25 protein-coding genes and 2 riboswitches are annotated in these 23698 nt (G+C 37.9%); of the genes, 6 read left to right on the forward strand and 19 right to left on the reverse strand.

Features of this window, described 5'->3' with window-relative positions; genetic code table 11:
• Nucleotides 1–42: 42 nt before the first annotated feature.
• The 7 genes from J1899_RS12585 to J1899_RS12615 form a co-directional block, all read right to left on the reverse strand.
• A complete protein-coding gene (locus J1899_RS12585) occupies nt 43–819 on the reverse strand; it encodes a divergent polysaccharide deacetylase family protein (RefSeq protein WP_214474070.1) in 777 nt (258 codons plus the stop codon).
• A gap of 55 nt (nt 820–874) precedes the next feature.
• Nucleotides 875–1984, reverse strand: coding sequence for an o-succinylbenzoate synthase (gene menC / locus J1899_RS12590; protein WP_214474073.1), 1110 nt, complete (start codon nt 1982–1984; stop codon nt 875–877).
• Nucleotides 1985–2002: 18 nt separating this feature from the next.
• Complete coding sequence (locus J1899_RS12595) at nt 2003–3139, reverse strand: M20 peptidase aminoacylase family protein (protein ID WP_214474075.1); 1137 nt, start codon at nt 3137–3139, stop codon at nt 2003–2005.
• An 82-nt stretch (nt 3140–3221) separates the two neighbouring features.
• Nucleotides 3222–4301, reverse strand: coding sequence for an ABC transporter substrate-binding protein (locus J1899_RS12600; protein ID WP_214474077.1), 1080 nt, complete (start codon nt 4299–4301; stop codon nt 3222–3224).
• Complete coding sequence (locus tag J1899_RS12605; protein WP_214474083.1) at nt 4298–5101, reverse strand: ABC transporter permease; 804 nt, start codon at nt 5099–5101, stop codon at nt 4298–4300. Before J1899_RS12605 ends, J1899_RS12600 begins: the two co-directional genes overlap by 4 nt.
• Nucleotide 5102: 1 nt before the next feature.
• The gene (locus J1899_RS12610) at nt 5103–5906 is read right to left on the reverse strand and encodes an ABC transporter permease (RefSeq protein WP_066445045.1); all 804 of its coding nucleotides are present in this window, start codon (nt 5904–5906) and stop codon (nt 5103–5105) included.
• Nucleotides 5903–7003, reverse strand: coding sequence for an ABC transporter ATP-binding protein (locus tag J1899_RS12615; RefSeq protein WP_066445041.1), 1101 nt, complete (start codon nt 7001–7003; stop codon nt 5903–5905). The genes J1899_RS12610 and J1899_RS12615 overlap by 4 nt, the downstream gene beginning before the upstream one ends.
• A 537-nt stretch (nt 7004–7540) precedes the next feature.
• Here J1899_RS12615 and J1899_RS12620 point away from each other — a divergent pair.
• Complete coding sequence (locus tag J1899_RS12620) at nt 7541–8569, forward strand: AI-2E family transporter (protein WP_214474085.1); 1029 nt, start codon at nt 7541–7543, stop codon at nt 8567–8569.
• A gap of 94 nt (nt 8570–8663) precedes the next feature.
• Here the strand turns inward: J1899_RS12620 and J1899_RS12625 are convergent, their stop codons facing one another.
• The 6 genes from J1899_RS12625 to J1899_RS12650 all read right to left on the reverse strand — a co-directional run bounded on the left by J1899_RS12625 (nt 8664) and on the right by J1899_RS12650 (nt 12281).
• Nucleotides 8664–9098, reverse strand: a complete 435-nt coding sequence (locus tag J1899_RS12625; RefSeq protein WP_214474087.1) for an RDD family protein — start codon at nt 9096–9098, stop codon at nt 8664–8666.
• 443 nt (nt 9099–9541) lie between these two features.
• Complete coding sequence (locus tag J1899_RS12630; RefSeq protein ID WP_214474089.1) at nt 9542–9910, reverse strand: DUF4363 family protein; 369 nt, start codon at nt 9908–9910, stop codon at nt 9542–9544.
• A 107-nt stretch (nt 9911–10017) separates the two neighbouring features.
• A complete protein-coding gene (locus tag J1899_RS12635; protein WP_214474091.1) occupies nt 10018–10641 on the reverse strand; it encodes a DUF421 domain-containing protein in 624 nt (207 codons plus the stop codon).
• A 154-nt stretch (nt 10642–10795) separates the two neighbouring features.
• Nucleotides 10796–11098 (reverse strand): DUF3817 domain-containing protein, encoded by a 303-nt coding sequence (locus J1899_RS12640; RefSeq protein ID WP_214478831.1) that lies wholly within the window; start codon nt 11096–11098, stop codon nt 10796–10798.
• A gap of 118 nt (nt 11099–11216) precedes the next feature.
• Nucleotides 11217–11969, reverse strand: a complete 753-nt coding sequence (locus J1899_RS12645; RefSeq protein ID WP_214474093.1) for an exodeoxyribonuclease III — start codon at nt 11967–11969, stop codon at nt 11217–11219.
• A gap of 27 nt (nt 11970–11996) precedes the next feature.
• A complete protein-coding gene (locus tag J1899_RS12650; protein ID WP_214474095.1) occupies nt 11997–12281 on the reverse strand; it encodes a hypothetical protein in 285 nt (94 codons plus the stop codon).
• A gap of 200 nt (nt 12282–12481) precedes the next feature.
• On the opposite strand from J1899_RS12650, the gene J1899_RS12655 reads away from it, so the two are divergent.
• Entirely contained in the window at nt 12482–12925 is a 444-nt protein-coding gene (locus J1899_RS12655; RefSeq protein WP_214474097.1) for an OsmC family protein, read from the forward strand.
• 69 nt (nt 12926–12994) lie between these two features.
• Here the strand turns inward: J1899_RS12655 and J1899_RS12660 are convergent, their stop codons facing one another.
• The 5 genes from J1899_RS12660 to mtnK form a co-directional block, all read right to left on the reverse strand.
• Nucleotides 12995–13984 (reverse strand): ABC transporter permease, encoded by a 990-nt coding sequence (locus J1899_RS12660; RefSeq protein ID WP_066445016.1) that lies wholly within the window; start codon nt 13982–13984, stop codon nt 12995–12997.
• Nucleotides 13953–15497, reverse strand: coding sequence for a sugar ABC transporter ATP-binding protein (locus J1899_RS12665; RefSeq protein ID WP_343216718.1), 1545 nt, complete (start codon nt 15495–15497; stop codon nt 13953–13955). Before J1899_RS12665 ends, J1899_RS12660 begins: the two co-directional genes overlap by 32 nt.
• A gap of 87 nt (nt 15498–15584) precedes the next feature.
• A complete protein-coding gene (locus J1899_RS12670; RefSeq protein WP_214474099.1) occupies nt 15585–16667 on the reverse strand; it encodes a sugar ABC transporter substrate-binding protein in 1083 nt (360 codons plus the stop codon).
• Entirely contained in the window at nt 16664–17725 is a 1062-nt protein-coding gene (gene mtnA / locus J1899_RS12675; RefSeq protein WP_214474101.1) for an S-methyl-5-thioribose-1-phosphate isomerase, read from the reverse strand. Before mtnA ends, J1899_RS12670 begins: the two co-directional genes overlap by 4 nt.
• Entirely contained in the window at nt 17722–18912 is a 1191-nt protein-coding gene (gene mtnK / locus J1899_RS12680) for an S-methyl-5-thioribose kinase (RefSeq protein ID WP_214474103.1), read from the reverse strand. Before mtnK ends, mtnA begins: the two co-directional genes overlap by 4 nt.
• A gap of 110 nt (nt 18913–19022) precedes the next feature.
• A riboswitch (SAM riboswitch) is annotated at nt 19023–19170 on the reverse strand.
• Between the two features lie 331 nt (nt 19171–19501).
• Nucleotides 19502–19606, forward strand: a riboswitch (SAM riboswitch).
• Between the two features lie 111 nt (nt 19607–19717).
• On the opposite strand from mtnK, the gene J1899_RS12685 reads away from it, so the two are divergent.
• The 4 genes from J1899_RS12685 to J1899_RS12700 are packed head-to-tail and all read left to right on the forward strand — an operon-like array spanning nt 19718 to nt 22756.
• On the forward strand, nt 19718–20938 hold the full coding sequence (locus tag J1899_RS12685) for a 2,3-diketo-5-methylthiopentyl-1-phosphate enolase (RefSeq protein ID WP_214474122.1): 1221 nt from the start codon (nt 19718–19720) through the stop codon (nt 20936–20938).
• A gap of 2 nt (nt 20939–20940) precedes the next feature.
• A complete protein-coding gene (locus J1899_RS12690; RefSeq protein WP_425514976.1) occupies nt 20941–21603 on the forward strand; it encodes a 2-hydroxy-3-keto-5-methylthiopentenyl-1-phosphate phosphatase in 663 nt (220 codons plus the stop codon).
• Nucleotides 21600–22223 (forward strand): methylthioribulose 1-phosphate dehydratase, encoded by a 624-nt coding sequence (locus tag J1899_RS12695; protein WP_214474141.1) that lies wholly within the window; start codon nt 21600–21602, stop codon nt 22221–22223. The genes J1899_RS12690 and J1899_RS12695 overlap by 4 nt, the downstream gene beginning before the upstream one ends.
• The gene (locus J1899_RS12700; protein ID WP_214474144.1) at nt 22223–22756 is read left to right on the forward strand and encodes a 1,2-dihydroxy-3-keto-5-methylthiopentene dioxygenase; all 534 of its coding nucleotides are present in this window, start codon (nt 22223–22225) and stop codon (nt 22754–22756) included. Before J1899_RS12695 ends, J1899_RS12700 begins: the two co-directional genes overlap by 1 nt.
• A 55-nt stretch (nt 22757–22811) precedes the next feature.
• On the opposite strand, the gene J1899_RS12705 is transcribed toward J1899_RS12700, so the two are convergent.
• Nucleotides 22812–23588 (reverse strand): Cof-type HAD-IIB family hydrolase, encoded by a 777-nt coding sequence (locus J1899_RS12705; protein ID WP_214474147.1) that lies wholly within the window; start codon nt 23586–23588, stop codon nt 22812–22814.
• Nucleotides 23589–23698: the final 110 nt, after the last annotated feature.

The raw sequence follows: 23698 nt of genomic DNA on the forward strand, positions 1-23698 counted from the left end.
AACCAAAGTAATCTGTGGGCGGCTCTTTTTTTGTGCATAAATTTATATCCCTTTATCAATAAGTTCGTATCCGGGAATTAATTCAGATAACCGGACAATATCAGCACTCTGCTGGTAAACAGGAATATATTCCTGCAATACTTCCGCCATTTTTTTCCCGGTTATACCAACATGACCAATCGCAATTAGCTGTTCCCTTTTTACGATCTTCTCTGCTAACATATTTGCCTGTTTTGTTATATGCTGTCTCGTATATATATCATCAAAGAAAATGTTATTTTCTAAATAAGGCACCTCTAATTCTGACGCAATCTTGCCGACTACACTCTTTCCGGTCGTTTTACTATCCAAATAAAATAGCCCGTGTTCCTTGCAAACCTGCAGAACGATTCGCATAATCCGCTCATTCTCTGTCACCTTAGAACCCATGTGGTGATTCATGCCAACAGCATGCGGAACATCTTCAATTGCTTTTTCCACTCTTTTACGAATCTCCTGGTCAGAAAGATCTGTCGTAATAGCTCCAGGACCAAGCCAGCTCTTCTTCCCTTTCTTCGGCTCCATCGGCAAATGCACAATAACTTCATGACCCTTGTTAAAGGCGGTTTCCGCATCTTCTTTTGTTGATTCAAGAAAAGGCATGATGGCAATTGTAAGCGGGACTTTAAGACTTAGGATTTCTTCTGTTCCCTCCATTTTATTGCCAAGATCATCAATTACGATTGCTAATTCGTTCTTTTGTTCCTCCGCAGCAACTACTCCCGGAACGATCAGAAAAAAGAGCAGCCCCAATGTTAAACTCATTTTTATCTTTTTCATAGAATCACCTCTGATGTTTAGCTTTCCCAAATACCAGAGGAAAATTTCCATATCTTTATTTCGAATATATTGTTTGATTTACTGTGTATTTTTTTATGGTTTCACGATTTGGTTCATAACCTATCCCAATGCTTGACGGGACTTCAATTAACCCATCAACGACAACAACCTCCGGGTTAATAATGTCTTCCTCCCAATAACGTGCAGAACCGGCCGTATCACCTGGCAAGGTGAAATTTTCTAAGGAGCTGAGAGCAATATTAAATGCTCTTCCAATCCCTGCTTCAAGCATGCCTCCACACCAGACAGCAATTCCATTCTCTTTGCAGTATTGATGAATATCTCGTGCTGAACTTAGACCGCCAACTCTGCCAATTTTAATATTTATGATCTGACAGCTCCCAAGCTCTACTGCCTTTTTCACATCATCAAGACTTTGGATGCTTTCATCAAGGCAGATAGGTGTCTTAATTGCTTTCTGCAGCTTAGCATGGTTGATTATATCATCAGCACCTAACGGCTGTTCAATCATTAACAGATTAAACTCATCAAGCTTGCGCAGATGGTCAGTATCCTTTAAAGTGTAGGCTGAGTTTGCATCTGCCATTAATGGAACATCAGGAAAGCGCTCGCGGACTGCTTTTATGATTTCTACATCCATTCCAGGTTTAATTTTAATCTTGATTCTCTTAAAGCCCTCTTCCAGGTAACCTTCAATCTTTTTAAATAGTTCTTCTTTGGATTGCTGGATGCCAATACTTATTCCTGCTTCAATACTCTTCCTGGTGCCTCCAAGTGCATCTGAGAGAGAAAGATCCGATCTTTTTGCATATAAATCCCAAACGGCACCCTCGATGGCAGCCTTTGCCATATAATTTCTTCTGATTGGGGAGAATATCACTCCTACTTCATCTGGGTGGCTGATTTCTCTGTTCAATAACAAAGGAATCAAATAATCCTCAAGAATGTGCCAATTTGTTTTAAATGTTTCTTCCGTATAAGTTGGATCAGGCAATGCAACGGATTCACCCCAGCCGCTGTTCCCCTTTTCGTCAATTACCTCAATAACAGCAATATCTTTATCTTGGATCGTTCCAAAACTAGTATGAAATGGTTCACGAAGTCGCATTCGGACGTGATTCATGATGACTTTTGTAATAATCAATTGAAAACACCTCTATTATCAGCTCTGTACTTTATCAATCGTATGAAGAATGGTTCTTGCCAGTATTTCAATCCCTGTAAACATACTATCTTCATTAAACCTCATTTTTGGATGATGCAGTCCTGGCTGCAGATCACATCCTAAGCCAAGCATTGTTGCCTTAAGGTGCGGACGGTTATTTGTATAATGATGGAAGTCCTCACCTCCAGTTGTTACAATGGGAGGCATTAATTTCTCTTTACCTATCGATTCGGCAATCGCTTTTTCCATAATCTTTATTGCTTCTTCACTTTTTGTTGCTGCTGGCATTGTTGCACAAATCTGTGAATCAATTTTCACATTATGAATTAGGCTGATCCCTTCTAAAATCATGTTGATTTTAGTTATCAACTGTTTCATCATTTCATTTGTTTGTGCCCGTAAATCGATTGTAAATGAAGCACGGCCAGGAATTATATTCGCTGAATCTCCTCCAGCATGTAATTTCGTCATTTTAGCCGAATACGGAACTAAAGGGTTAATATGAATATTATTGATTTCATTCACAATAGCAGCTGCAACCTCAATAGCATTTTGTCCCAGATGCGGACGAGCTGCATGAGCATCACTTCCATTGATCTCTCCATTTAGGAACATTGAAGCTCCATGCAGAATTGCTCCGGCTGCAAATCCATCGCTCAATTCTTGAATTGGCCGCAAATGGACGCCATATAAGTAATCAACATCGTCCAATACACCTTGCTCTATCATTTTTAATGCGCCTGTGCCCTTTTCCTCTGCCGGCTGAAATATAAACTTTAATTTGATATTGTCATTATTTAATTTTTCTATTTTTTCCAGCAAGAGAAGTACACCGATCACCATGGTCATATGGGCATCATGACCACAAGAGTGGTTCGCCTTAAATACACCATCCACTTCTTGCCATAAAGCATCCATATCTGTTCTAACAGCAATACAAGTACTTCCGCTTCCAACTTCCATAACCAAACCTGTATTTTCCTTAAAATTACTTACTTTATAGCCTCTATCCTTTAAAAAGGCGGTTATAAATTTTGTGGTTTCAACTTCCTGCCAGCTAACTTCAGGATGCTCATGCAAATGCTGAAATATTTCTTTAATCTCATTTCTTAAGTTTTCAAGCTCTTTTATCATTGAACGAACCCACCTTTTTTCTCTATACTATCTATATTGTGTTAATAGCCGACCCTATTATTTAGGATCGGCTATCATTTCATTATTTCCTATGCATTTTGAATTCAAGAAACAGATCATTATAGCGAGATAGCAATCTAGGTCCCAGATTTTCATAAACCTCTAATCTGGCTGTCATTTCCTCATCTGGATAGAAGCGCTCGTCTCCTACAATTTCTTCATCAAGCAAAGCAACTGCTGCTTTGTTTGGTGTTGAATATCCAACATATTCGGTATTCTGAGCTGCGTTTTCAGCATCCAGGATAAAGTTCATAAACTGATGTGCACCATCAATATTCTTAGCTGTTTTCGGAATAACCATATTATCAAACCACAGGTTAGAACCCTCTTCAGGCACAACATATTCTAAATTATCTTTCTCCCACATAAGCTCTGCAGCTACACCTGACCAAACAAGGCCAATGCTTGCTTCATCGTTTTCCATCAGCAGTCTGATTTCATCCCCAACGATTGCTTTTATATTTGGTGTTAAGGAGTCCAATTTTTCTTTTGCTTCCATCAAATGGTCATCATTTTTATCATTTAATGAATAATGCAGGCTATTTAAGCCCATACCCATGATTTCCCTGGCACCATCGATAAGAAGGATTTCATTTTTTAAACGCGGATCCCACAGATCATTCCAGCTTGTAAGAGTCATTCCTTTCTCTTCAAGCATATCTGTATTATACACAATTCCTACTGTGCCCCAGAAATATGGAATAGAATACTCATTGCCAGGGTCGAAAGAAAGATCCATAAAACGTTCATCTATATTTTTTAAGTTTGGAATCTTACTATGATCCACAGGCAAAAGCAAATCTTCTTCTTTCATTTTTTCAATCGTATATTCAGAAGGAACAGCAATATCGTAAGTAGTACCGCCCTGCTGAATCTTTGTTAGCATGGCCTCATTGGAATCAAACGTCTCATATATTACTTTAATGCCTGTTTCTTCTTCAAACTTGTCGATCAGCTCAGCATCGATATAATCTCCCCAGTTAAAAACAGTCAGTACATTCCCTTCCGTTAAACCTTGTGCAGAATTTAATCGATTAACGATATATAACAGTATAAATGAAATCGCAAGTACCGCAACAAAAGCTCTAACTAGCTGTTTCACTGTCTCACCCCCATACCGCGAGGCTTTTCACTTTTTTTCGTAATAAAGTAATAGCCAACTACAAGAAGCATGGTGAAAACAAATAATAAAGCAGAAAGTGCATTAATATTTAGAGATACACCTCGTCTTGCCAATGAATATATTTCCACAGATAGAGTTGTAAATCCGTTTCCTGTAACGAAAAAGGTAACCGCAAAATCATCTAAAGAATACGTCAATGCCATAAAGAACCCTGCAAAAATACCTGGTGTAATGTATGGCAGAATGACCTTAGTCAGAACATCAAATCGACTTGCTCCAAGATCTAATGCAGCATAAATCATCGATTCACTCATTTCTTCCAGTTTTGGCAGCACCATTAAAACAACAATTGGCACACTAAATGCAATATGCGCAAGAAGAACTGAAATGAACCCGAGTTTAATGCCGATCATAGTAAAGAGGATCAGGAACGAAGCACCAATGATAACGTCAGGACTAACAATTAATACATTGTTTAAAGAAAGAAGTGTATTTTTAACTCTTCTTTTTCTTGCATATAAAATAGCTAAAGCACCTGCGACACCAAGAATGGTAGACACGGTAGCTGACAATAATGCAATTATGACAGTATTTAATACAATTGTAAGCAACCTGGTATCCTGGAATAACTCCCTGTACCAGTTAAGTGTAAAGCCTTCAAATTGGTACATGGTCCCACCGCTGTTAAACGAGTAGAAAATCAAATAGAAAATAGGTGCATACAAAATGAAAAAAATTAAAACCAAATACACTTTTGATAAGATTGAATTCTTTTTCATTTTAGAGTACCCCCTTTTTCCTAGTACCCGTAAAGATCATAATGAGCACCATAGCCAAAATTAAAAACACAGCAATGGTTGACCCCATGCCCCAGTCTTGCGTTACAAGGAAATGCTGTTCTATCGCAGTTCCAAGCGTAATGACACGGTTTCCTGCAATCAGTCTAGTCAGCATGAATAGTGATAGTGCAGGAATAAAGACGATTTGGCAGCCTGCTTTTACTCCATCTAATGTTAATGGGAAAATAACACGTGTAAATGTTGTCCATTGTGAGGCACCAAGATCACTTGATGCATACAGCAAAGATGGATTTAATTCATCCAGCGCATTAAAAATCGGCAAGATCATGAATGGCAGGAATATATATACCGAAACGAAAATAAAACTAAAGTCAGTAAAGAGTATTTGCTGGCTTCCAATTCCAATCACTTCTAAGATACTGTTTGCTGCCCCATATGTTCCAAAGATCCCTAAGAAAGCATAAGCTTTCAAAAGAAGATTGATCCAGGAAGGAACAATAATTAACAGCAGCCAAAGCTGCTTATGCTTTGTCTTAGTCAGTAAATAGGCAGTTGGATATGCGATTAATAAAGTAAATAAAGTGATAAGGAACGCATACCAAAATGAACTGAAGGTCATTTTTAAGTAGACTGGCGTAAAGAATTTCTGATAGTTAGAAAGCGTAAATTCTCCTTCTATATTGAAAAAAGAATAATATAAGACCAGAAACAGAGGTGCAATGACAAACAGTGCGATCCAAATCACATAAGGAATCAGGTAGAAATTACGTGATCTGTTCTTCATCCGTTTACCTCTTCGTAAGCTTCCAGACGCTTATCAAATTCTTCTTCTGTTTCACCATGTCTCATGACATGAATGGCCTCTGGTTCAAAAAATAACCCTATTTCCTCTCCAACAATGGCCTTCTTTGTTGAATGAACAAGCCATTCGTTTCCTTCTGAATCATAGCAGCTGATTTCGTAGTGTACACCTCTAAATAACTGTGAATCAACTTTAACCTGCAGCTTCCCTTTTTCCGGGAGTGTGATCTCAAGATCCTCTGGTCTGATGACAACATCAACATCTTCCGATTTATTAAACCCAGCATCCACACAATCGAAGGTTTTTCCAGTGAATTTTACAACATAGTCTTCCAGCATTGTTCCGGAGACGATGTTCGATTCCCCAATAAAGTCTGCAACAAACCGGTTAATTGGTTCATCATAAATATCTGTAGGTGTGCCGCTTTGCTCAATTTTACCGCCATTAAGAACAAATATTTCATCAGACATAGCCAATGCTTCTTCTTGGTCATGAGTTACAAAAATGAAGGTAATGCCTAAGTTCCGCTGTAATTCGCGCAGCTCATACTGCATTTCCGTTCTAAGCTTCAAATCAAGTGCTGAGAGTGGTTCATCCAAAAGGATCACTTCGGGCTCATTTACGATAGCACGCGCGATGGCAACACGCTGCCGCTGACCGCCTGACATTTCTTTAATTTCGCGATTCTCATAGCCTTCTAAGTTGACGAACTTTAAAGCTTCTTTTACTTTACGTGTAATTTCATCATTTTTGATTTTCTTAATTCTTAATCCAAACGCTATATTCTCAAACACATTTAAATGTGGAAATAAAGCATAGTCCTGAAAAACAGTATTAACTTGACGTTTATTTGCAGGCAAATTGTTAATAACCTTGCCATTAAAATAAATATTGCCTTTTGTTGGCTCAATAAAGCCGGCAATTAGCTTAAGAACAGTTGTTTTTCCACAGCCAGACGGACCAAGCAGTGTATAAAACTTTCCTTTTTCAATTTCAAAAGACACATCCTGCAGAACAGGAGAATCGTCATCATACTGTTTTGTCACATGTTCAAAACGAATTATCGTATTCTCTCCCATTTATTTCTCCTTTTTATATAAATAATTCATGATTGCTGTTTCTTCAATAAATGACAATGTTCAACAATCATACTAATATCATATTTTAGTTTAATAAAGCGTTAATATCAATAAGGATCGTAAAAAACTTGACAAATAATTGATTATTATTTAATATCGCAAACTATGTCGCTATTACGCAGTGTTTTTAAGTGATTTCCACTCCTGGGTACTGCTTTCCGGCGGGGCAGGTGCTGAGCCTCCTCGTCCGCTTGCGCTCCTGCGGGGTCTCAGCTCCCCACTCGTCCCGCAGGAGTCTCGCACCCATCCGTTCCAATCAACAGGCATATTGCTAACTAATTCTCTAGTTTTTTTTCTGACATCACACTTTTGCATATGAAAACAATTTAAAATAATATAAAATAATAGTAACAATCTTTATATTGTTGAAACATCTCTTGAGAAGTAATGAGCAAGTTGTGCTATGATGAATAAAAAGATAACACTTTCATAACTTTTAAAAGGGGATCTTATCTGCACTGGGGGAAAACAACATTAATGAATACATTTAAAGCATGGGTTGAGAATAATGGTTTAAAAAGGTTTATCATATTTGGCATTCTTGTTGTTGCTTTGTTTTTACTAAAAAGCATGATTAATGTCATTTTGCTTACGTTTATACTCTCGTTTCTCATGGACAGATTAGTGAATTTAGTTCAGAAAAGAGTGAATATTAATCGCACTGTAACGGTTCTAATACTCTATTTGTCCATTATCGGACTACTTTCTGTCGGTATAGTTAAATATCTGCCTGTAATCATCTTTGAGATTTCTCAGCTCGTTAATCAGCTTGAGCTGTTCTTTACTCAAGAGCATGATAATCCTATATTGAACTACTTAACAGAAATGCTGGCAAGAAACGAAATTACAAGCTATCTGGAACAAGGATTTACATTCCTGCTGAAGTACTTCTCTGACGTTAGCAAAATTGGAATGCACATCATGATTTCATTAATTTTAAGCTTATTCTTCCTTATTGAAAAGCCAAAACTAGTTCAATTTACAAAGAAGTTTAAGAGCAGCAAAGTAAGCGCATTTTATAATGAGATTGCTTTTTTTGGTTCAAAATTTGTTAAAACGTTTGGTAAAGTAATTGAGGCTCAATTTATTATTGCAACTGTAAACTGTGTACTGACTACATTTGCACTTTGGATTATGGATTTTCCACATCTAATGGGCTTGTCAATTTTAATCTTCTTCCTAGGATTAATCCCAGTTGCAGGAGTGATCATATCTTTATTCCCGCTATGTACCATCGCTTACACGGTTGGCGGACTAATGCACGTGATCTATATCTTAATCGTCATTATGATTATCCATGCGATTGAAGCTTATATATTAAACCCTAAGCTTATGTCATCAAAAACAGATTTACCTGTTTTTTATACATTTATCGTCCTGATCTTCTCTGAGCATTTCTTTGGTGTCTGGGGACTGATTGTCGGTATTCCGGTGTTTGTATTCTTGTTAGATGTTTTGGAGGTTCAAGAAGTCCGAGATAAAAAACCGCCAAATATCGTACAGTGATTGTTGTTAAGGTTTCATACAAAAAGCCAGATAGGTATCACCGTTAAATGGTGTTGCTATCTGGCTTTTTCTTATTATAATTACTTCATTAATATCAGTAATTGTCGCGAGCTACATATGTGCCTGCGATTAAATCATGCAAACCTCGTTTTTGTTTTCCTGCTCCTACCATGATGGCGCTGACAATCATTGATATCCCAAACGTGACCATTGTTAGCAGGTATAACCCAATCACTTCACGTAAAATCATCGTGAGCAGCGTCAGTTTTTTCCCATCCATTCTTTTGATCCTTATGCCGCAGATTCTTTTTCCAATAACATATCCTCCCCATAACACCGGCACAATCGTTAAATAAGCTTCATTGAGGAGCGTATATTCCCATGTCTCTGTCCAATCCGTGTTAATGTCTCCTGTTATTAAGAAGAAGATAAATGCAATTGGAATATGAATAATTAGACCATCAAGAAGTACAGCTCCAAGTCTGATCCAAAATCCGGCGTGTTCTCTAAAATCATGTTCGTCATTCATTATGTGTCACCAACCCCATTTATAATTACTCAGCAGCTCTAATCCTTACTATAAGCCCTATTACTCTAGTAAATATCAGCTTCAGCTCATAATCAATTCGACAAAAGCTAACAAATCCCTTTGAATTTTTTTAAGGGATTTAATTTTAGTACAATTCATCATATGATTGCTGGTTTTAACAAATCACTAAAACACATAATTAACTGATCATATTTTGCATATGCCATTCTTTTTCATAATGGCTGAAGTAGGTTGTTTTGTTTCTCTTTTTTCTCTGGCAATTATTATTTGATGGTCACTAAATATAAAAAGCCGAAGAATTCTGTTTCTACAGTGAATTCTCAGGCTTTTAAATTAATTGTACATTCTTATTCCGCGCAAATCATAAATTCTTGATCTTTTATAAGTTTAGTGATCCATATGAATGCAGCAGAAAAATTTGATTAATTTCCTAAACCATCCCATAAATTCCGTGCTTCATTTAATTCAGCTAAAGCACCGCCTTGCTCATGCGCTTGAATATATCCTTCTGATTTTTCTATACAAGTCGTAAATGAATCAAGCTCGTCTCTTTCAACACTATATTGTATTCTTTTTTTTACAATGTTATATGCTTTTTCTAGTTTTTTTAATTCTGCTGAAGCAATATCCCATTGTTCTGAGAGTATATTTGATTCAATCGCTCCGATATAAAATAAAATATCTTCATCTTTAGAAAATGGCTGTTTTAAAGTCATTCCTGACTGCATTATAGCTATAAAAAAGAGAAGAATGCATATTGGCAACAGTTTATATAAAATAAAATGTCTCATATTATTGAAGTCCCTTGTAATCACTTATATCTGTGAAATGCTGAAAATCGTCATGATAGCCGTCTATAAATAAAGAACCAGAAGGATCAAGGATCGCAAGAAATATGTCAGATGTTTTTCTGATAACCTTGTTCCCTTACTTTATCCTCCAGCCAATTCTTTGTATGTTTAACAGCCTGCAGATTATTTTCTATGATAACTCCATCATAAATCAATTCAGTTCCTAATCCTTTATAAGCTGGTTTCAAATGGACATCTTCTGCAGTTAGAGGCATATATTCCGATTTTTTCAACACAGAGATTTGTCCATCTTTCTCGATTATTGCATACTCAATCTCCGCAAGATTAAAAACGCCCTTCTCTCTTAATTGCTCCTGTAAGTCAGAAATTCGATATCTGAGTTTCTTCATCACTCCGTCCATTATTTTACCATTCATAATAACGATGGCTGGTTCTCCGTCTAAGTAAACAGAGGCTTTTCTCCATTTCAAGGTGACGACTTGGAGGATTAACACCATAAAGGTCCAAGTAATAAGTCCAATCCAATGCGGCCAAGCTTCACTTGTTAAGTCTGTCGTCAAGTTTGCCGCAATCGAGCCAATTGTTATGCCTAATATATAATCAAAGAAAGTAATCTGGCTCACTTGCTGTTTGCCGAGAAAACGGGCGAATATCAGCAGGGAACCAAACGCAATAATTGATCTCACCGCTACGACAGCTGCTTCATTCATTCTATCCACTCCATATATTGGATATAGATAGTATAAGTCATTACTTTATATTCCATTCTCTTAATTCAACAATTGTGTATAGTAAAGAAGGTTTTTTGCGAAGAAGGGGATCTAAAAATATAAAAACCACAGTTAACTACTGTGGCAAGAGGATTTACTGATGATGATAAGAGGATTTCACCAAATAACGATCTAAAATAAAATTCCCGAATGGTATAAATGCTACCGCTACCGAACTAAGAACCCAAATAAATGACCATTTTATTTTTATTGTTACAAAAGCAATAACAAAAAGATATAAAATAAAGAAAAAGCCATGCAAAGAACCGGCAATCCGCACTGCCTCTGGAATTCCAGCAGCATACTTTAAAGGCATCGCAATAAATAACAGAACTAACAAGGAAGCGCCTTCAATAAATCCCATTAAACGAAATTGACCAATTGTATCTTTAATCATCATTTCATTCTCCTTATATATCATATTCTTTAGCGTTTTTTAATAGTCGGTTCACTTGGTGTATGTACTATAATCATTAACAGTGGAAAGACGCTTTCTGAAACGTCTTTCCCTTTATTTAAGATAATTCCAACATGATGGGACAATGGTCACTGCCCATAATATCGCAATGTATATCAGCATCTATAATTTGCTCTTTAAGGCTATCAGATACTAAAAAATAATCAATACGCCAGCCAATATTGCGTTCTCTTACTTTCGCCATGTAGGACCACCATGTGTATGCTCCTTCTTTGTCAGGATACATATATCGAAAAGAATCAATAAATCCACTTGAAAGTAAGTTTGTCATCTTACTTCGTTCCTCTGCGGTAAACCCGGAGTTGCCATGATTCGATTTTGCGTTTTTTAAATCGATCTCTGCATGTGCAACATTCAAATCACCACAATACACAACAGGTTTGACTGAATTTAACTCTATTAAATATTTGCGAATTTCTTCTTCCCACTCAAGTCTATATGAAAGCCGTGTTAAATCTCTTTTAGAATTTGGCGTGTACACATTGACAAGATAAAAATCTTTAAATTCGAGGGTAATGATTCGTCCTTCCTCTTCAGAAACGTTTTCACCAACCCCATAAGAAACGGATAACGGCTTTTCTTTTGTAAAGACAGCAGTTCCTGAGTATCCTTTTCTTTCTGCATAATTCCAATATTGATGATATCCTTCTAGCTGCAGTTCAATCTGACCGTCCTGCAGTTTAGACTCCTGAATGCAAAAAATATCAGCATCCACATTTTGAAAATAATCTAGAAAACCTTTTTTTACACATGCTCTTATTCCATTTACGTTCCAAGAAACCAATTTCATGCTGTTAATAACTCCTTACTGTGCAGCTTATTTGAAGAAAACAACGGATAGATAAACTAGAGCCGGAATAAAGATAATCATGCCATAATAATAAAAAAAAGGGATGCTCCGGTCCCGCTCACCGGCAGCCTTAGCAAAAATCCATTCCAAAGCTCGCGTTAATAAAAAAACCATAACAATAAATAAAACCGTTTGTACCCTGCTGAAATCTAATAAATTTGGAATTAGAATAGCAAAAAAGAAACCAATACAAACAGCAATAAATTCTGTTAAAGTATTTCTTGTTTTAAACAACCAATCTACTAAATTCACAGGATCCTCCTAAATAACTTAACGATGTATAAAAATAGTTTACATGATAAAGAGTATTTTTAAAAGGTTAGCATTTATAATAAATTCATTAGGCTGCTTCTAATCATACAATTTTTTTCTGCACCTTCTTTTTGATATGATAATATCTACTGAAGAATCACTGTCTATATTATGAGTGGTGTTTGAAAGGAGAAGATGTAATGCTTCATGAATTTCATTTACATACAAATTGGCCAGGAACGAGGAATGACATCGGAGATTTAACAACAAAAGGGTTAACCACCAAAATTTCTATACCGCCAGAAATGGATGGACCAGGTATAGGAACAAATCCGGATGAAATGCTCCTTGGAGCTGCCGCTACATGCTATATCATTACATTAGCCGCCATGCTGGAGCGAAGCAAAATCAATAAGAAGATGCTTTCAATGGACTCAGTTGGCATGGTGGAAGTAGAAAAGGGAATTATTACTTATAAAAAGATTATTCATAAGCCGGTGCTGGTATTAGAGTCAGATGCATCGGATAAACAAAGATTATTAGCAGAAAAACTCGCACATAAAGCAGAGTCTTCCTGTATGATTTCAAGGGCTTTGAAAGGCAATGTAGAAATCGAGTTAGAGCTAACCATTAGAATTGCATAGTATAATTCACTCAAAAAAAAGCGAAAAATGCTGCAAGAAGGCATTTTTCGCTTTCTATTTTTCTATTTATTATGCAGCTGTCCGCTTCTTTGCATACACATACGTGACAGCAAGCGCCAATACAAGGACACTGCCTTTAATAATATCGAATGCATAGTAAGGAAGATTTAAGATGGTCAGTCCATTTAAGAGAATTCCAATAACAGCAGCTCCAAAAAAGGTCCCAAGTGCATTTGGTTTACCTGCTCCTAATACCGAATATCCTACAAACACTGCTGCCACAGCTTCCATTAATAGAGGGGCACCAGCATCAATCTGACCAGATCCTACTCGAGCTGTAAATAAAATGCCTGCAATTGAAGCAAAAATTCCGGACACAACATATGCAGCCAGTTTTACCCTACGAACCTTTACCCCTGACAACGTTGCTGCTTCTTCATTTGAGCCAGTCATATAAAAAATCCGGCCCCATCTCGTATGATTTAAGAATAAATAAGCTGAAGCGATCAGTCCTATCATAAGCCAAACTGGCACAGGAAGCCCCGCTACCTTGCCTTGCCCAATCCAAAGGAAGGCTTCTGAAAGTTCTCCAATAGCCGTTCCTCCAGAAGTGAGCGGCATATGATTATAAATAGAGTACCCTTCTGTATAGGTGCGATGCAGCCCGGCCACGATATACATGGTACTAAGTGTGGCAAGCAAGTCCGGAATCCCTATGACCACAATTAAAAGAGTGTTAAATAACCCAACTAATGCCCCAACTGCTATTGGCAAAATAAGAACAAGCCATAACGGCATATCATACCACACCATTAATGAGGCTGTTATAACGGTAGACAATGACATAGTGGAACCAACCGACAAATCAAATCCATTCACAACTAATGTAAAGGTCACTCCGAGCGCCAGAACGGTTACAATGGATATAGATCTTAAAATATCTGTAAAATTTCCGTAAGATAAAAAAGCAGGACTAATTATGCTAAAGTATATAATAATGAAAATAAGTAAAAGAATGGCTCCATATTTAAATAGAAATTGTATGCTCTTTTCTTTCATCTATTAGCTCTTCCCTTCCCCCGCTGGCATACAGCAGCACTTTTTCCTGTGTTGCTTGTGACCGTGAAAACTCCTTCACAAATGCCCCATCATACATAACGAGCACCCGATCACAGATGGCCAGTAATTCATGAATTTCACTCGAAAAATAAATGATTCCTTTTCCTTCCTCAGCAAGCTGATGAATCAAACTAAAAATTTCTCCTTTTGCCCCAATATCTACGCCTTTAGTAGGCTCATCAAATAAATAGATTTCAGCCTGAACAGACATCCATTTCCCAATTGCAATTTTTTGCTGATTGCCTCCGCTCAAATGGTGTAATCGTGTTTCTGTGCTGCCTGTTTTCACATTTAATGCTGATATTACTGAGCTGGCAAATGCTGATTCTTTCGCTCTCTGTAAAATTGAGCCTCTTGAAAATCTTTTTAGATTTGGAAAAGTAGTATTTATACGAAGTGACTCTTGTATAAACAAGCCTTCCTTCCGTCGCTCCTCTGGCACAAGCACAATACCTGATGTGATCGCATCTTGCGGATGTTTGTTATTCAATTTCCTGCCAGACTTTCTTAACATTCCGTTCTTTAACGGTGATGCGCCGGCTATCGCTTTGGCCAGCTCTGATTTCCCAGCTCCAACTAAACCTGCTATTCCTAACACTTCTCCCTTTGAAACAGTAAAAGACAAATCCCGGAGCTTTCTTCCATCAGAAATTCTTTCTGCCTCAAGCAAACAATCTCCAATTGATTTACCCTTTGTCTCTGCAAATTGTTCTAATACTTTTCCAAGCATAGCTTCTACTACCTGCTCTTGAGACATCGTTTTTGTTAGTCCAGAGGTTATATTCCTGCCTTCCTTCATGACTGTTATCCGATCACTGATCTTAAACACTTCCGGCAATCGATGCGAAATATAAATACAGCCTACTCCTTGTTCTTTTAAGTGAGAGATGATATGAAATAAGCGATCTGCTTCGAAGACAGATAAGGGAGCAGTCGGCTCATCAAAAATAATAATCTTTGCTTGTGAAATCATAGCCCTGGCAATTAACACCAGCTGTTTTTCAGCCAATGAGAGCTCGAATGCCGGCCGCTCTACATCAATTGTATCTGCTTGCAGCTGTGTTAAAACCAGCTTCGCTTCTTTATGCAGCTTCTTTTTCGAAACCCACATACTCTTTTCAGCTGCGAAGGTATCGAGCAAGATATTTTCAGCAACAGATAAATCAGGAACAATGGCAGTATCTACTTCCTGATACACACAAAAGACACCATGGTCTTTTGCAGATTTAGGATGTTTAAAAACAACAGCTTGGTCATGCAGTACAATGTCTCCAGCATCAGGCTCATAAACACCAGACAAGATTTTCATCAGAGTGCTTTTACCCGCTCCATTAGCACCCAGGAGAGCATGAACCTCACCCATTCTCAAATTAAAGGAAGCTTTATCTAAAGCTTTTGATTTTCCGAAGGTTTTCTCAATATGATTCATTCTCAGTATTTGTTCGTTTGCCAAAGAATTTCACCTCTACATGTAAGGAGCTGCCTACATGTTATTTTCATAGACAGCTCAGATTTAAATAGAAAGATAGTTTGTAACTATTTATTTGCCTTCCAGTTCTTTAAGATCAGCTGTGTAGCCTTGATCACTTACTCCCCAGCCATCAATATACTCGTGCAGTTCTCCAGTTGTAATAGAATGATCAGGCAGTTTGCTTTTTTCAACAAATACAGGATCTAAAATGATTTTGTCTTCTGGTGATTCTCCATTGATTTTCTGATATAAATAGCGGACTTGAATACGTCCAATATCCTTTGGATCAACAGCTGCTGTTGCTGCCCATGGGCTATTTTCTGCTTGAATCATCTGCAGGTCCTCATCACTCATGTCGATGCCATAAACTTTAATGTCCGTGCGACCTGCCTGTTCAAGCGCACGAACGGCTCCTTTGGCAAATTCATCCCAGGCAGCCCACACTGCTGTGATATCTCCTTCATTTGGAAACTGCTTTAATATTGCTTCCATTTGTGATTGAGTGTCCAGCGCTGTATTGGCAGTTGCAGCACCAAATGATGCAACTTCTTTTATGTCCGGGTTGCTTTGCATAAATTGTTCATAAGCAATTTGCCGGCGTTCCATTGGAGCAAAGCCTGCTACCCATATTTTTACGATATTCGCCTTTCCTCCAGCATCTTCTGCAAGCTTATTTAATGTCATTTCAGCCATTTGCTCATCACCCTGCTGTAAGACAGGAACTCCCTCAACCTCTACGTCAGCATCAAAAACGACTACAGGAATATTTGCTTCCTCTGCCTTTTCAATGCCTGCAGTCAAGGCTTCTTTTGTACCGTGATCAATTAAGATCCCATCAAATTTTTGGTTGATTGCTGCATCCAAATTAGAAGCCATTTTCGCCAAATCACCTTCAGAAGTAAAAACGGTCACATCTCCTCCGAATTTTTCTGCCTGCTCTTTTACACCTTCAATGTATTGAGCTGAAAATGTTCCTAAATTGATTTGCATAATGAGAGCTATTTTTTTATTGGCTAGAGGATGCTCTTTTTCATCTGCAGAAACCTTTCCGCCTGCAGGCTCACTTGCGCTTTCCCCTTTGGGCTGACACCCTGTTAATAAGACAAGTAGTGAAATAATCGTTATAAACACCAGTGTTAAAGGTTTTTTCATTGTGATACTTCCTCTCCAATTTGCTCACCAAGGGTATTGTGAATGTTTTTTTGATAATCAGGATAGATAATCCCTTTTTCTGTTATAATCCCCGTTATGTATTCATTAGGGGTCACATCAAATGCAGGGTTATATACCAGCGTTCCTTCTGGCGCAATTCTGCTTTCTCCAATATGAGTTATTTCTTTCTCATCTCTTTCTTCAATTGGAATTTGTGTACCGTCTGCAAGATTTAAGTCAAACGTTGATGATGGCGCAGCAATATAGAACGGAATTTTAAAAGCTTTTGCTAAAATAGCCAATCCCAATGTACCGATTTTATTGGCACTGTCTCCATTTGCTGCTATACGATCAGCACCTGCAATGATGGCCTGCACTCCTTTTGCCTGAATTGTGTGAGCGGCCATGCCATCGGTAATTAATGTCACCTCTACCCCTGATTGCTGCAGCTCCCAAACCGTTAGACGGGATCCTTGAAATACGGGTCTTGTTTCACATGCATAAACATGAAACTCCTTGCCAATTTCTGCACCTAAATGAAAAGGTGCCAGTGCTGTTCCATATTTTGCAGTGGCAATAGAACCTGCATTGCAAATGGTCATAACATTTCTGTAATCACCAAGTACAGACAGTGCATATTCACCAATCTTCCGGCAATGTTCCTCATCCTCTTTGTGAATAGCTATTGCTTCAGCTAAAAGGATCGCCTTTGCTTCCTCCACTGTTTTCGCAGTCTCTGCTTTTTTCATTAGTCTTTCAAGAGCCCAAAATAAATTCACAGCAGTTGGCCGGGAACCTGCTAAGTAAATGTATTGTTCATGAAGCTCCTGTTGAAAGTCCTCTAACTTTTCTGCTGAGAATTGACTTGCTCCGATTGCCAAACCATATGCAGCTGTGATTCCGATGGCAGGTGCTCCTCGAACCTTTAAACTGATAATCGCATCAAAAACTGCTTCTATTGTGTCTAAATGTATATATTCAATAACATGCGGCAGCTTTTGCTGATTTAAAATGGTTAGTTGATCTTGATTCCAAAGAATTGAAACTGGAATTGTCATGATATTTCCTCCTCCAATCTGCCAATGAGGTCTGTAATAGAAGTCCATTGGCTTCTGTTTAAGATGAGTGTCGTTCCAAGTTCAATGGCCCTTTTCTTAAACAAAATTCTTTGATCTTTAGGCTCAATTCCATCCAGGTCTTTTACATGAGATAGTCCGATTGTTCTGCGGATCAGTTCACAGCCTGCGAACCCTAAAGTATCCCTGAAAACTTTTTGTAAAAAATCCTCTTTCACTCCTTCTGTTTTAGAAAAAGGTTCAATATTATGACTTTCCCATAATTCAGAAAACGTGGAATAAAAAACATCCCAAGTCGTTCTTATGTGAGTATGAATCATGTCTCTTTTTACACCTGTTCTGACAATAGACTGAAATAGTAAGTTGCCGATAAACTGGCCGACATCAAAACCAATAGGACCATAAAAAGCAAATTCCGGATCAATGACCTTTGTTTCTGCAGGGCCCGCAAAAATACTGCCCGTATGCAAATCTCCGTGTAAAAGGGATTCTGCTTCTGTTACAAATGACCTTTTCAATTTAGCTGCTTCAACCTTTAGCTCTGTGTTTTTCCATAGTTCGTAAACTAGTTCAGCAAGCTCCGGTTCATAATCATTCGAATCATGGTTAAAGAATGGATCTGTAAAAACTAAGTCCTCCGTGATTTTACATAGTTCCGGGTTTGAAAATTGTGCTGCAAGACGTTTCTTTTCAAAAGGATGAAGTGCAAAATCAGAGGTGAAAAAAAGTGTCTTTGCTAAATATTCTCCAATATCCTGTGATAGATTAGGATACTCAGCTCCGTTGATCAGTCCAATTCTAGCTATTTCTAAATGTGATAAATCCTCTATAACGGTAATGGCTAAATGTTCATCTGCTGCAAACACTTTTGGAACTAGATGGGGCACATATTCACCATGTTTTTTTAAAGCGTTTGCTTCGATCGTTGACCTCTTAATCGTCAGCGGCCAGCTTTCTCCTACAACTTTTGCATATGGAAGTGCCTGTTTAATAATGACACTTGAGCCTGTTATCCTATCACTTATCTTGAAGACATAATTTAAGTTCCCATCACCTATTTCAATGCAAGATAACGATGCGTGTTCAGGAAAAAGGTTCAGTTCTTTTGCTAAATGAATTGCTGTATCCTCTGTTAAGCTTTCGTATGATTGTTTTGCTAATATGGCCATGCCGCCACTCCTCTCAATGTAATTGCTGAGTTTTATGAAGCCGGCATTTTTTTTCGCAAAATTAAAAATGCCTCCTTCATCAGAAAGAGGCAATCGAAATTATCTATCGCCTCTTATCTCTCAGAAAGATTTCTCTCTGAATGGAATTAGCACCGTGCCCTCTGGCGCGATTTAACTGCGCCTCGTCTCACAACGATATTACGGTCGGTTGCTGGGCTTCATCGGGCCAAATTTCCCTCCGCCAGCTCTGGATAAGAGTGTAAATCACATATTCAAGTTGTTTACTTGAGGAAAATGTTAGCACCACTTTTCTGAATATGTCAAATGTTTTTTTATTTACTAAGCCACATATGTTTGAAAAATTACTTCTGCATACAATATTTTGATCATTTTTCAGCTGCATCCTCCATACTATGTATCTTAAACAGCTACCCTAAAAGGCACTAGCGTTGTTTAACTTATTCTCAAGAATAATTTCAGTTTTCGATCGTATAATCTGATAACCTCAATTTTAAAAATTCATAATTGACAGAATGAATTGGTGATGTAATAATACGGGATATATTCAGTTAATTTATAAAATTTCATTTTCTTATCAAGAGCAGGTGGAGGGACGAGCCCGATGATACCCGGCAACCGATCCAAATGAATGGACACGGTGCTAATTCTTGCAGCATTAGCTGGAAGATAAGAAGCTGTTAATACTTTTATTAACCTCTTCTTATGTGAAGAGGTTTTTTGCTTTTCAGCTATTATCCTAATGCTGCACAAAACCCTATAATCAAAGTGTTTAGGAGAGATTTATATGAGTGAAATCATTGCAACCTATCAAATATACGGAAAGCCCGGAAAACTGGAAGCTAAACTTGAAAGTATTGCCCTTGGATTAACTGTAGGATCTTGGACAGATCTCCCCGCTGTCGATCAGGAACAGTTAAGAAAACATAAAGGCAGAGTTGTGTCAGTGAGAGAATTCTATGATGATGAGCACCCTTCCCGCTTTGGTGAAGTAAGGGCAGAAGGAAAAATTGCTTATCCTTCCGCCAACTTTACCGCTGATTTGCCTGCCATTTTAACAACTGTTTTTGGCAAGCTCTCTTTAGACGGAGAAATAAAACTTTTGGACCTTGAGTTTGATTCAGATATAACAGCTCACTTTCCTGGTCCCCGCTTTGGAATTTCCCAGATAAGAGAGTCGCTTGGAGTATTTGATCGGCCACTTGTCATGAGTATTTTTAAAGGAGTTATTGGCAGGGATTTACCTTTTTTAAATGAACAGCTGAAAAATCAAGCATTAGGCGGAGTAGATCTTGTAAAAGATGATGAAATCTTATTTGAGAACGAGCTTACTCCTTTTAATGAACGCATTGTGTCATCGAGAGAAATTTTGCAGAATGTTTACGAGGAAACTGGACACCGAACTCTATATGCAGTCAACTTAACTGGGCGGACATCTAAGTTGCGTGACCAAGCCAGAAAGGCAAAGGAGCTCGGAGCAGATGCACTTCTTTTTAATGTTCATACATATGGGCTGGATGTACTCCAGGAATTAGCTGAAGACGATGAAATTGCCTTGCCTTTAATGGCACACCCTGCGTTTAGCGGAGCATTCATTTCTTCAGACTTCTATGGATTGTCAAGTTCATTAGCGCTTGGAAAACTAGTCCGCTATGCAGGAGCAGATTTTTCCTTATTCCCTTCCCCATATGGAAGTGTTGCAATGCCCCGAGATGAAACCTTAAGGATCGCTCAGGCATTGCGGGAGGAATCTTCCTTGGCGGCAGCATTTCCAGTACCATCTGCGGGCATTCACCCCGGTTTAGTGCCTAAGCTAATCAATGATTTTGGAACAGATTGCATTATCAATGCCGGCGGAGGAGTACACGGCCATCCCCAGGGCGCCATTGGAGGAGGTAAAGCATTCCGGCAAGCTGTCGACGCAGTATTAAAAGGCATTACACTTGAGGAGGCAGCATCTCAGCATAAAGAATTAAAATCGGCTTTAGACTTATGGGGAGTTGTATGAATGTGAATCCAATTATATTTTGCGATTTTGACGGCACGATTACTGAAAGTGACAATATTATTATGATTATGGAAAAGTTCGCTTCTGCTGAAGCGAATGAAATCAAAAATGCCATCTTAAACGAGGAGCTATCCATCCAGGAAGGTGTCAAACAATTATTTTCACTGCTGCCCTCCTCTCTTAAAGATGAAATTATTTCTTATGTTTTAGAAAATGCAAAAATTCGTGAAGGCTTTGGTGAATTTATTTCATTTACTCAAAAACACGATATTCCGTTATACATTGTCAGCGGGGGAATTGATTTCTTCTTACATCCTGTATTAGAACCCTATGGACCTTTTGAGAACATATTTTGCAATCATGCAGAGTTTTCGGGTGAGAAGATTAACATCGTTTATCCTCATTCATGTGATGATTTATGTTCTTCCCAAGGATGCGGATGCTGCAAGCCATCGATTATTCGTTCACTTTCAGATCAAGACATGGAAACAATTGTGATCGGAGATTCAATTACCGATTTGCAGGCAGCAAAGTTGGCAAACCATGTATTCGCCAGAGACTTTCTTATCAAAAAATGTGAACAATATGACATTCCTTACCAGTCATTCCATAACTTCTACGACATTATTAATAAATTAGAAGAAATGATTGAGGTAAAAATATGAATCTATATGAACAAAAGTGGAATGAATTAGCAGACATAAAAGATGAATTGGCTCAAAGAGATTGGTTTATGGGCACAAGCGGAAATTTAGCCATAAAAGTAAGTGATACTTCTTCACATTTTTATGTAACTGCAAGCGGTAAAGATAAAAAACAAAGAACGAATGAGGATTTTTTACTGGTCAATTTAGAAGGTCTGCCAGTTGAAGATACAAACTTAAAACCTTCTGCTGAAACATTGCTCCATTCTGCTATATACCGTCAAAGTAATGCCGGCTGCAGCCTGCACGTACATACTGTGGCTAACAATGTAATCTCAGAACTTTATGGAGAGAATGGCCAAGTGGAATTTCAGGATCAAGAGCTAATTAAGGCTTTTGATTTATGGGAAGAAGATGCCGTTCTTACCATCCCTATTATCAATAACTATGCCTCTATCCCGCGTTTAGCTGAAGCATTTAAGGAACATATAAACAGTGATAAAGGAGCTGTTCTAATCCGTAATCATGGCATCACCGTTTGGGGCAGGAACGGATTTGAGGCAAAAAAATTATTGGAAGCAAGTGAATTTTTATTTCAATATAAATTAAAACTTTTACAATTGACGGGAGGAAAAAATTAATGGCTACTATTCAATTTCAAAATTCAGAGGAAGTTATTTTAGAGCAAGCAGAGGTTGCGGCATTTTTAGAAAGTCAGGAAGTTATCTATGAAAATTGGAATATGGCTAAACTGGATGGTGAATTGCATGAAAAATTCAATCTATCAGATGATGATAAACAGTCGATCCTTGACGCTTTTCATGATGAAATTAAAGAGATTTCTGAAAAACGGGGATATAAAGCTGCGGACATCATTTCACTATCTGAAAACACTCCAAATTTAGAAGAGCTGTTAACAAATTTCCAGAGAGAGCATCATCATACAGATGATGAAGTTCGTTTTATTGTGAGTGGCCATGGAGTCTTTGTTATTCAGGGAAAAGACAGCCGGTTTTTTGAAGTCCATTTAAATCCTGGTGATTTGATTTCTGTACCTGAAAATACTAGACATTACTTCACGTTAGCTGATGATCGTAAGGTTGTGGCAATCCGACTTTTCATTACCCAAGAAGGCTGGGTGCCAGTTTATGAGAAAGACGAAGCAAAAGCTTAAGTGTTAAAACAAAAACCAACAGGCCCAATTTGGTCTGTTGGTTTTTTACTGTACATTATGATGAAAATACTTCAACAGGTTTGCCTAGCGCCCACTTACGAATCGCTTTGGCAACTCCATCATGATTATGATGTTCTGTTACTGCATCTGCTGTTTGCTTAAGAATCTCTTGAGCATTGCCCATGGCTACACCCCAGCCGGATTCTTTAATCATGGCAATATCATTTAAGCTATCCCCGCATGCCATGACATTGTCAATGGAAACGCCAAGTTTTTCACATACAGCCTTTATCCCCATCGCTTTGTTGATTCCAAGTGCATTTACTTCTAAATTGGTTAAGCTTGAATTTGTAACTTCAAGAGCACCTTTTTCGGATAATTGTATTTTTATTTCTTCTCTAATATGGTCATCCTCAATATCAAAGCCAAATTTCAGCCAATTAATCTCTAACAGGTTATCAGGCATTTCATTATGCCAAACCCCTTCACAGCCAATTGCCCAAAACTTTGTGCTGTGTGTTTTTGATAATTCCCACATCCATTGAACTAATTCAGCATCTACATTATTTCTTTGTACCAGCTCTCCAGACGGCCCCCAAATTTCACTGCCATTTACCGTAACTAAATAGGAATTCAGCTGCAGGGATTTTGCGTATTCATTGCAGGATAATTTAGATCTTCCAGTACTCAGGATAATATGTATCCCTTTTTTCTTAGCTTCTTTTATGGCAGCCCTATTTTCAGGAGAAACTTCTCCATCACTATTCAGCAGTGTGCCATCCATATCAAGGGCGATTAATTTAATTTCTGGTGTGTTTTTAGAACCCAACATGTCTTAGCATACCTCCCTTTTCTACACCTATTATAAAAGGAAAGGTCAACATTTTTCTAAGAATCAGCTTTTTTTTACATTATTTACAAAAAAATCAGAAAAGAATAATA

The organism is Cytobacillus gottheilii (assembly GCF_018582665.1).
Lineage (GTDB): Bacteria > Bacillota > Bacilli > Bacillales > Cytobacillaceae > Cytobacillus > Cytobacillus gottheilii.

Coding starts and splice junctions, on each gene's coding strand:
- J1899_RS12620 (WP_214474085.1), top strand. CDS start 7,541: ATGAATACATTTAAAGCATGGGTTGAGAATAATGGTTTAAAAAGGTTT.
- J1899_RS12595 (WP_214474075.1), bottom strand. CDS start 3,139: ATGATAAAAGAGCTTGAAAACTTAAGAAATGAGATTAAAGAAATATTT.
- J1899_RS12615 (WP_066445041.1), bottom strand. CDS start 7,003: ATGGGAGAGAATACGATAATTCGTTTTGAACATGTGACAAAACAGTAT.
- J1899_RS12610 (WP_066445045.1), bottom strand. CDS start 5,906: ATGAAGAACAGATCACGTAATTTCTACCTGATTCCTTATGTGATTTGG.
- J1899_RS12705 (WP_214474147.1), bottom strand. CDS start 23,588: ATGTTGGGTTCTAAAAACACACCAGAAATTAAATTAATCGCCCTTGAT.
- mtnA (WP_214474101.1), bottom strand. CDS start 17,725: ATGACAATTCCAGTTTCAATTCTTTGGAATCAAGATCAACTAACCATT.
- J1899_RS12700 (WP_214474144.1), top strand. CDS start 22,223: ATGGCTACTATTCAATTTCAAAATTCAGAGGAAGTTATTTTAGAGCAA.
- J1899_RS12695 (WP_214474141.1), top strand. CDS start 21,600: ATGAATCTATATGAACAAAAGTGGAATGAATTAGCAGACATAAAAGAT.
- J1899_RS12660 (WP_066445016.1), bottom strand. CDS start 13,984: ATGAAAGAAAAGAGCATACAATTTCTATTTAAATATGGAGCCATTCTT.
- J1899_RS12645 (WP_214474093.1), bottom strand. CDS start 11,969: ATGAAATTGGTTTCTTGGAACGTAAATGGAATAAGAGCATGTGTAAAA.
- J1899_RS12630 (WP_214474089.1), bottom strand. CDS start 9,910: ATGAGACATTTTATTTTATATAAACTGTTGCCAATATGCATTCTTCTC.
- J1899_RS12685 (WP_214474122.1), top strand. CDS start 19,718: ATGAGTGAAATCATTGCAACCTATCAAATATACGGAAAGCCCGGAAAA.
- J1899_RS12635 (WP_214474091.1), bottom strand. CDS start 10,641: ATGAATGAAGCAGCTGTCGTAGCGGTGAGATCAATTATTGCGTTTGGT.
- J1899_RS12670 (WP_214474099.1), bottom strand. CDS start 16,667: ATGAAAAAACCTTTAACACTGGTGTTTATAACGATTATTTCACTACTT.
- J1899_RS12605 (WP_214474083.1), bottom strand. CDS start 5,101: ATGAAAAAGAATTCAATCTTATCAAAAGTGTATTTGGTTTTAATTTTT.
- mtnK (WP_214474103.1), bottom strand. CDS start 18,912: ATGGCCATATTAGCAAAACAATCATACGAAAGCTTAACAGAGGATACA.
- J1899_RS12585 (WP_214474070.1), bottom strand. CDS start 819: ATGAAAAAGATAAAAATGAGTTTAACATTGGGGCTGCTCTTTTTTCTG.
- J1899_RS12655 (WP_214474097.1), top strand. CDS start 12,482: ATGCTTCATGAATTTCATTTACATACAAATTGGCCAGGAACGAGGAAT.
- J1899_RS12640 (WP_214478831.1), bottom strand. CDS start 11,098: ATGATTAAAGATACAATTGGTCAATTTCGTTTAATGGGATTTATTGAA.
- J1899_RS12625 (WP_214474087.1), bottom strand. CDS start 9,098: ATGAATGACGAACATGATTTTAGAGAACACGCCGGATTTTGGATCAGA.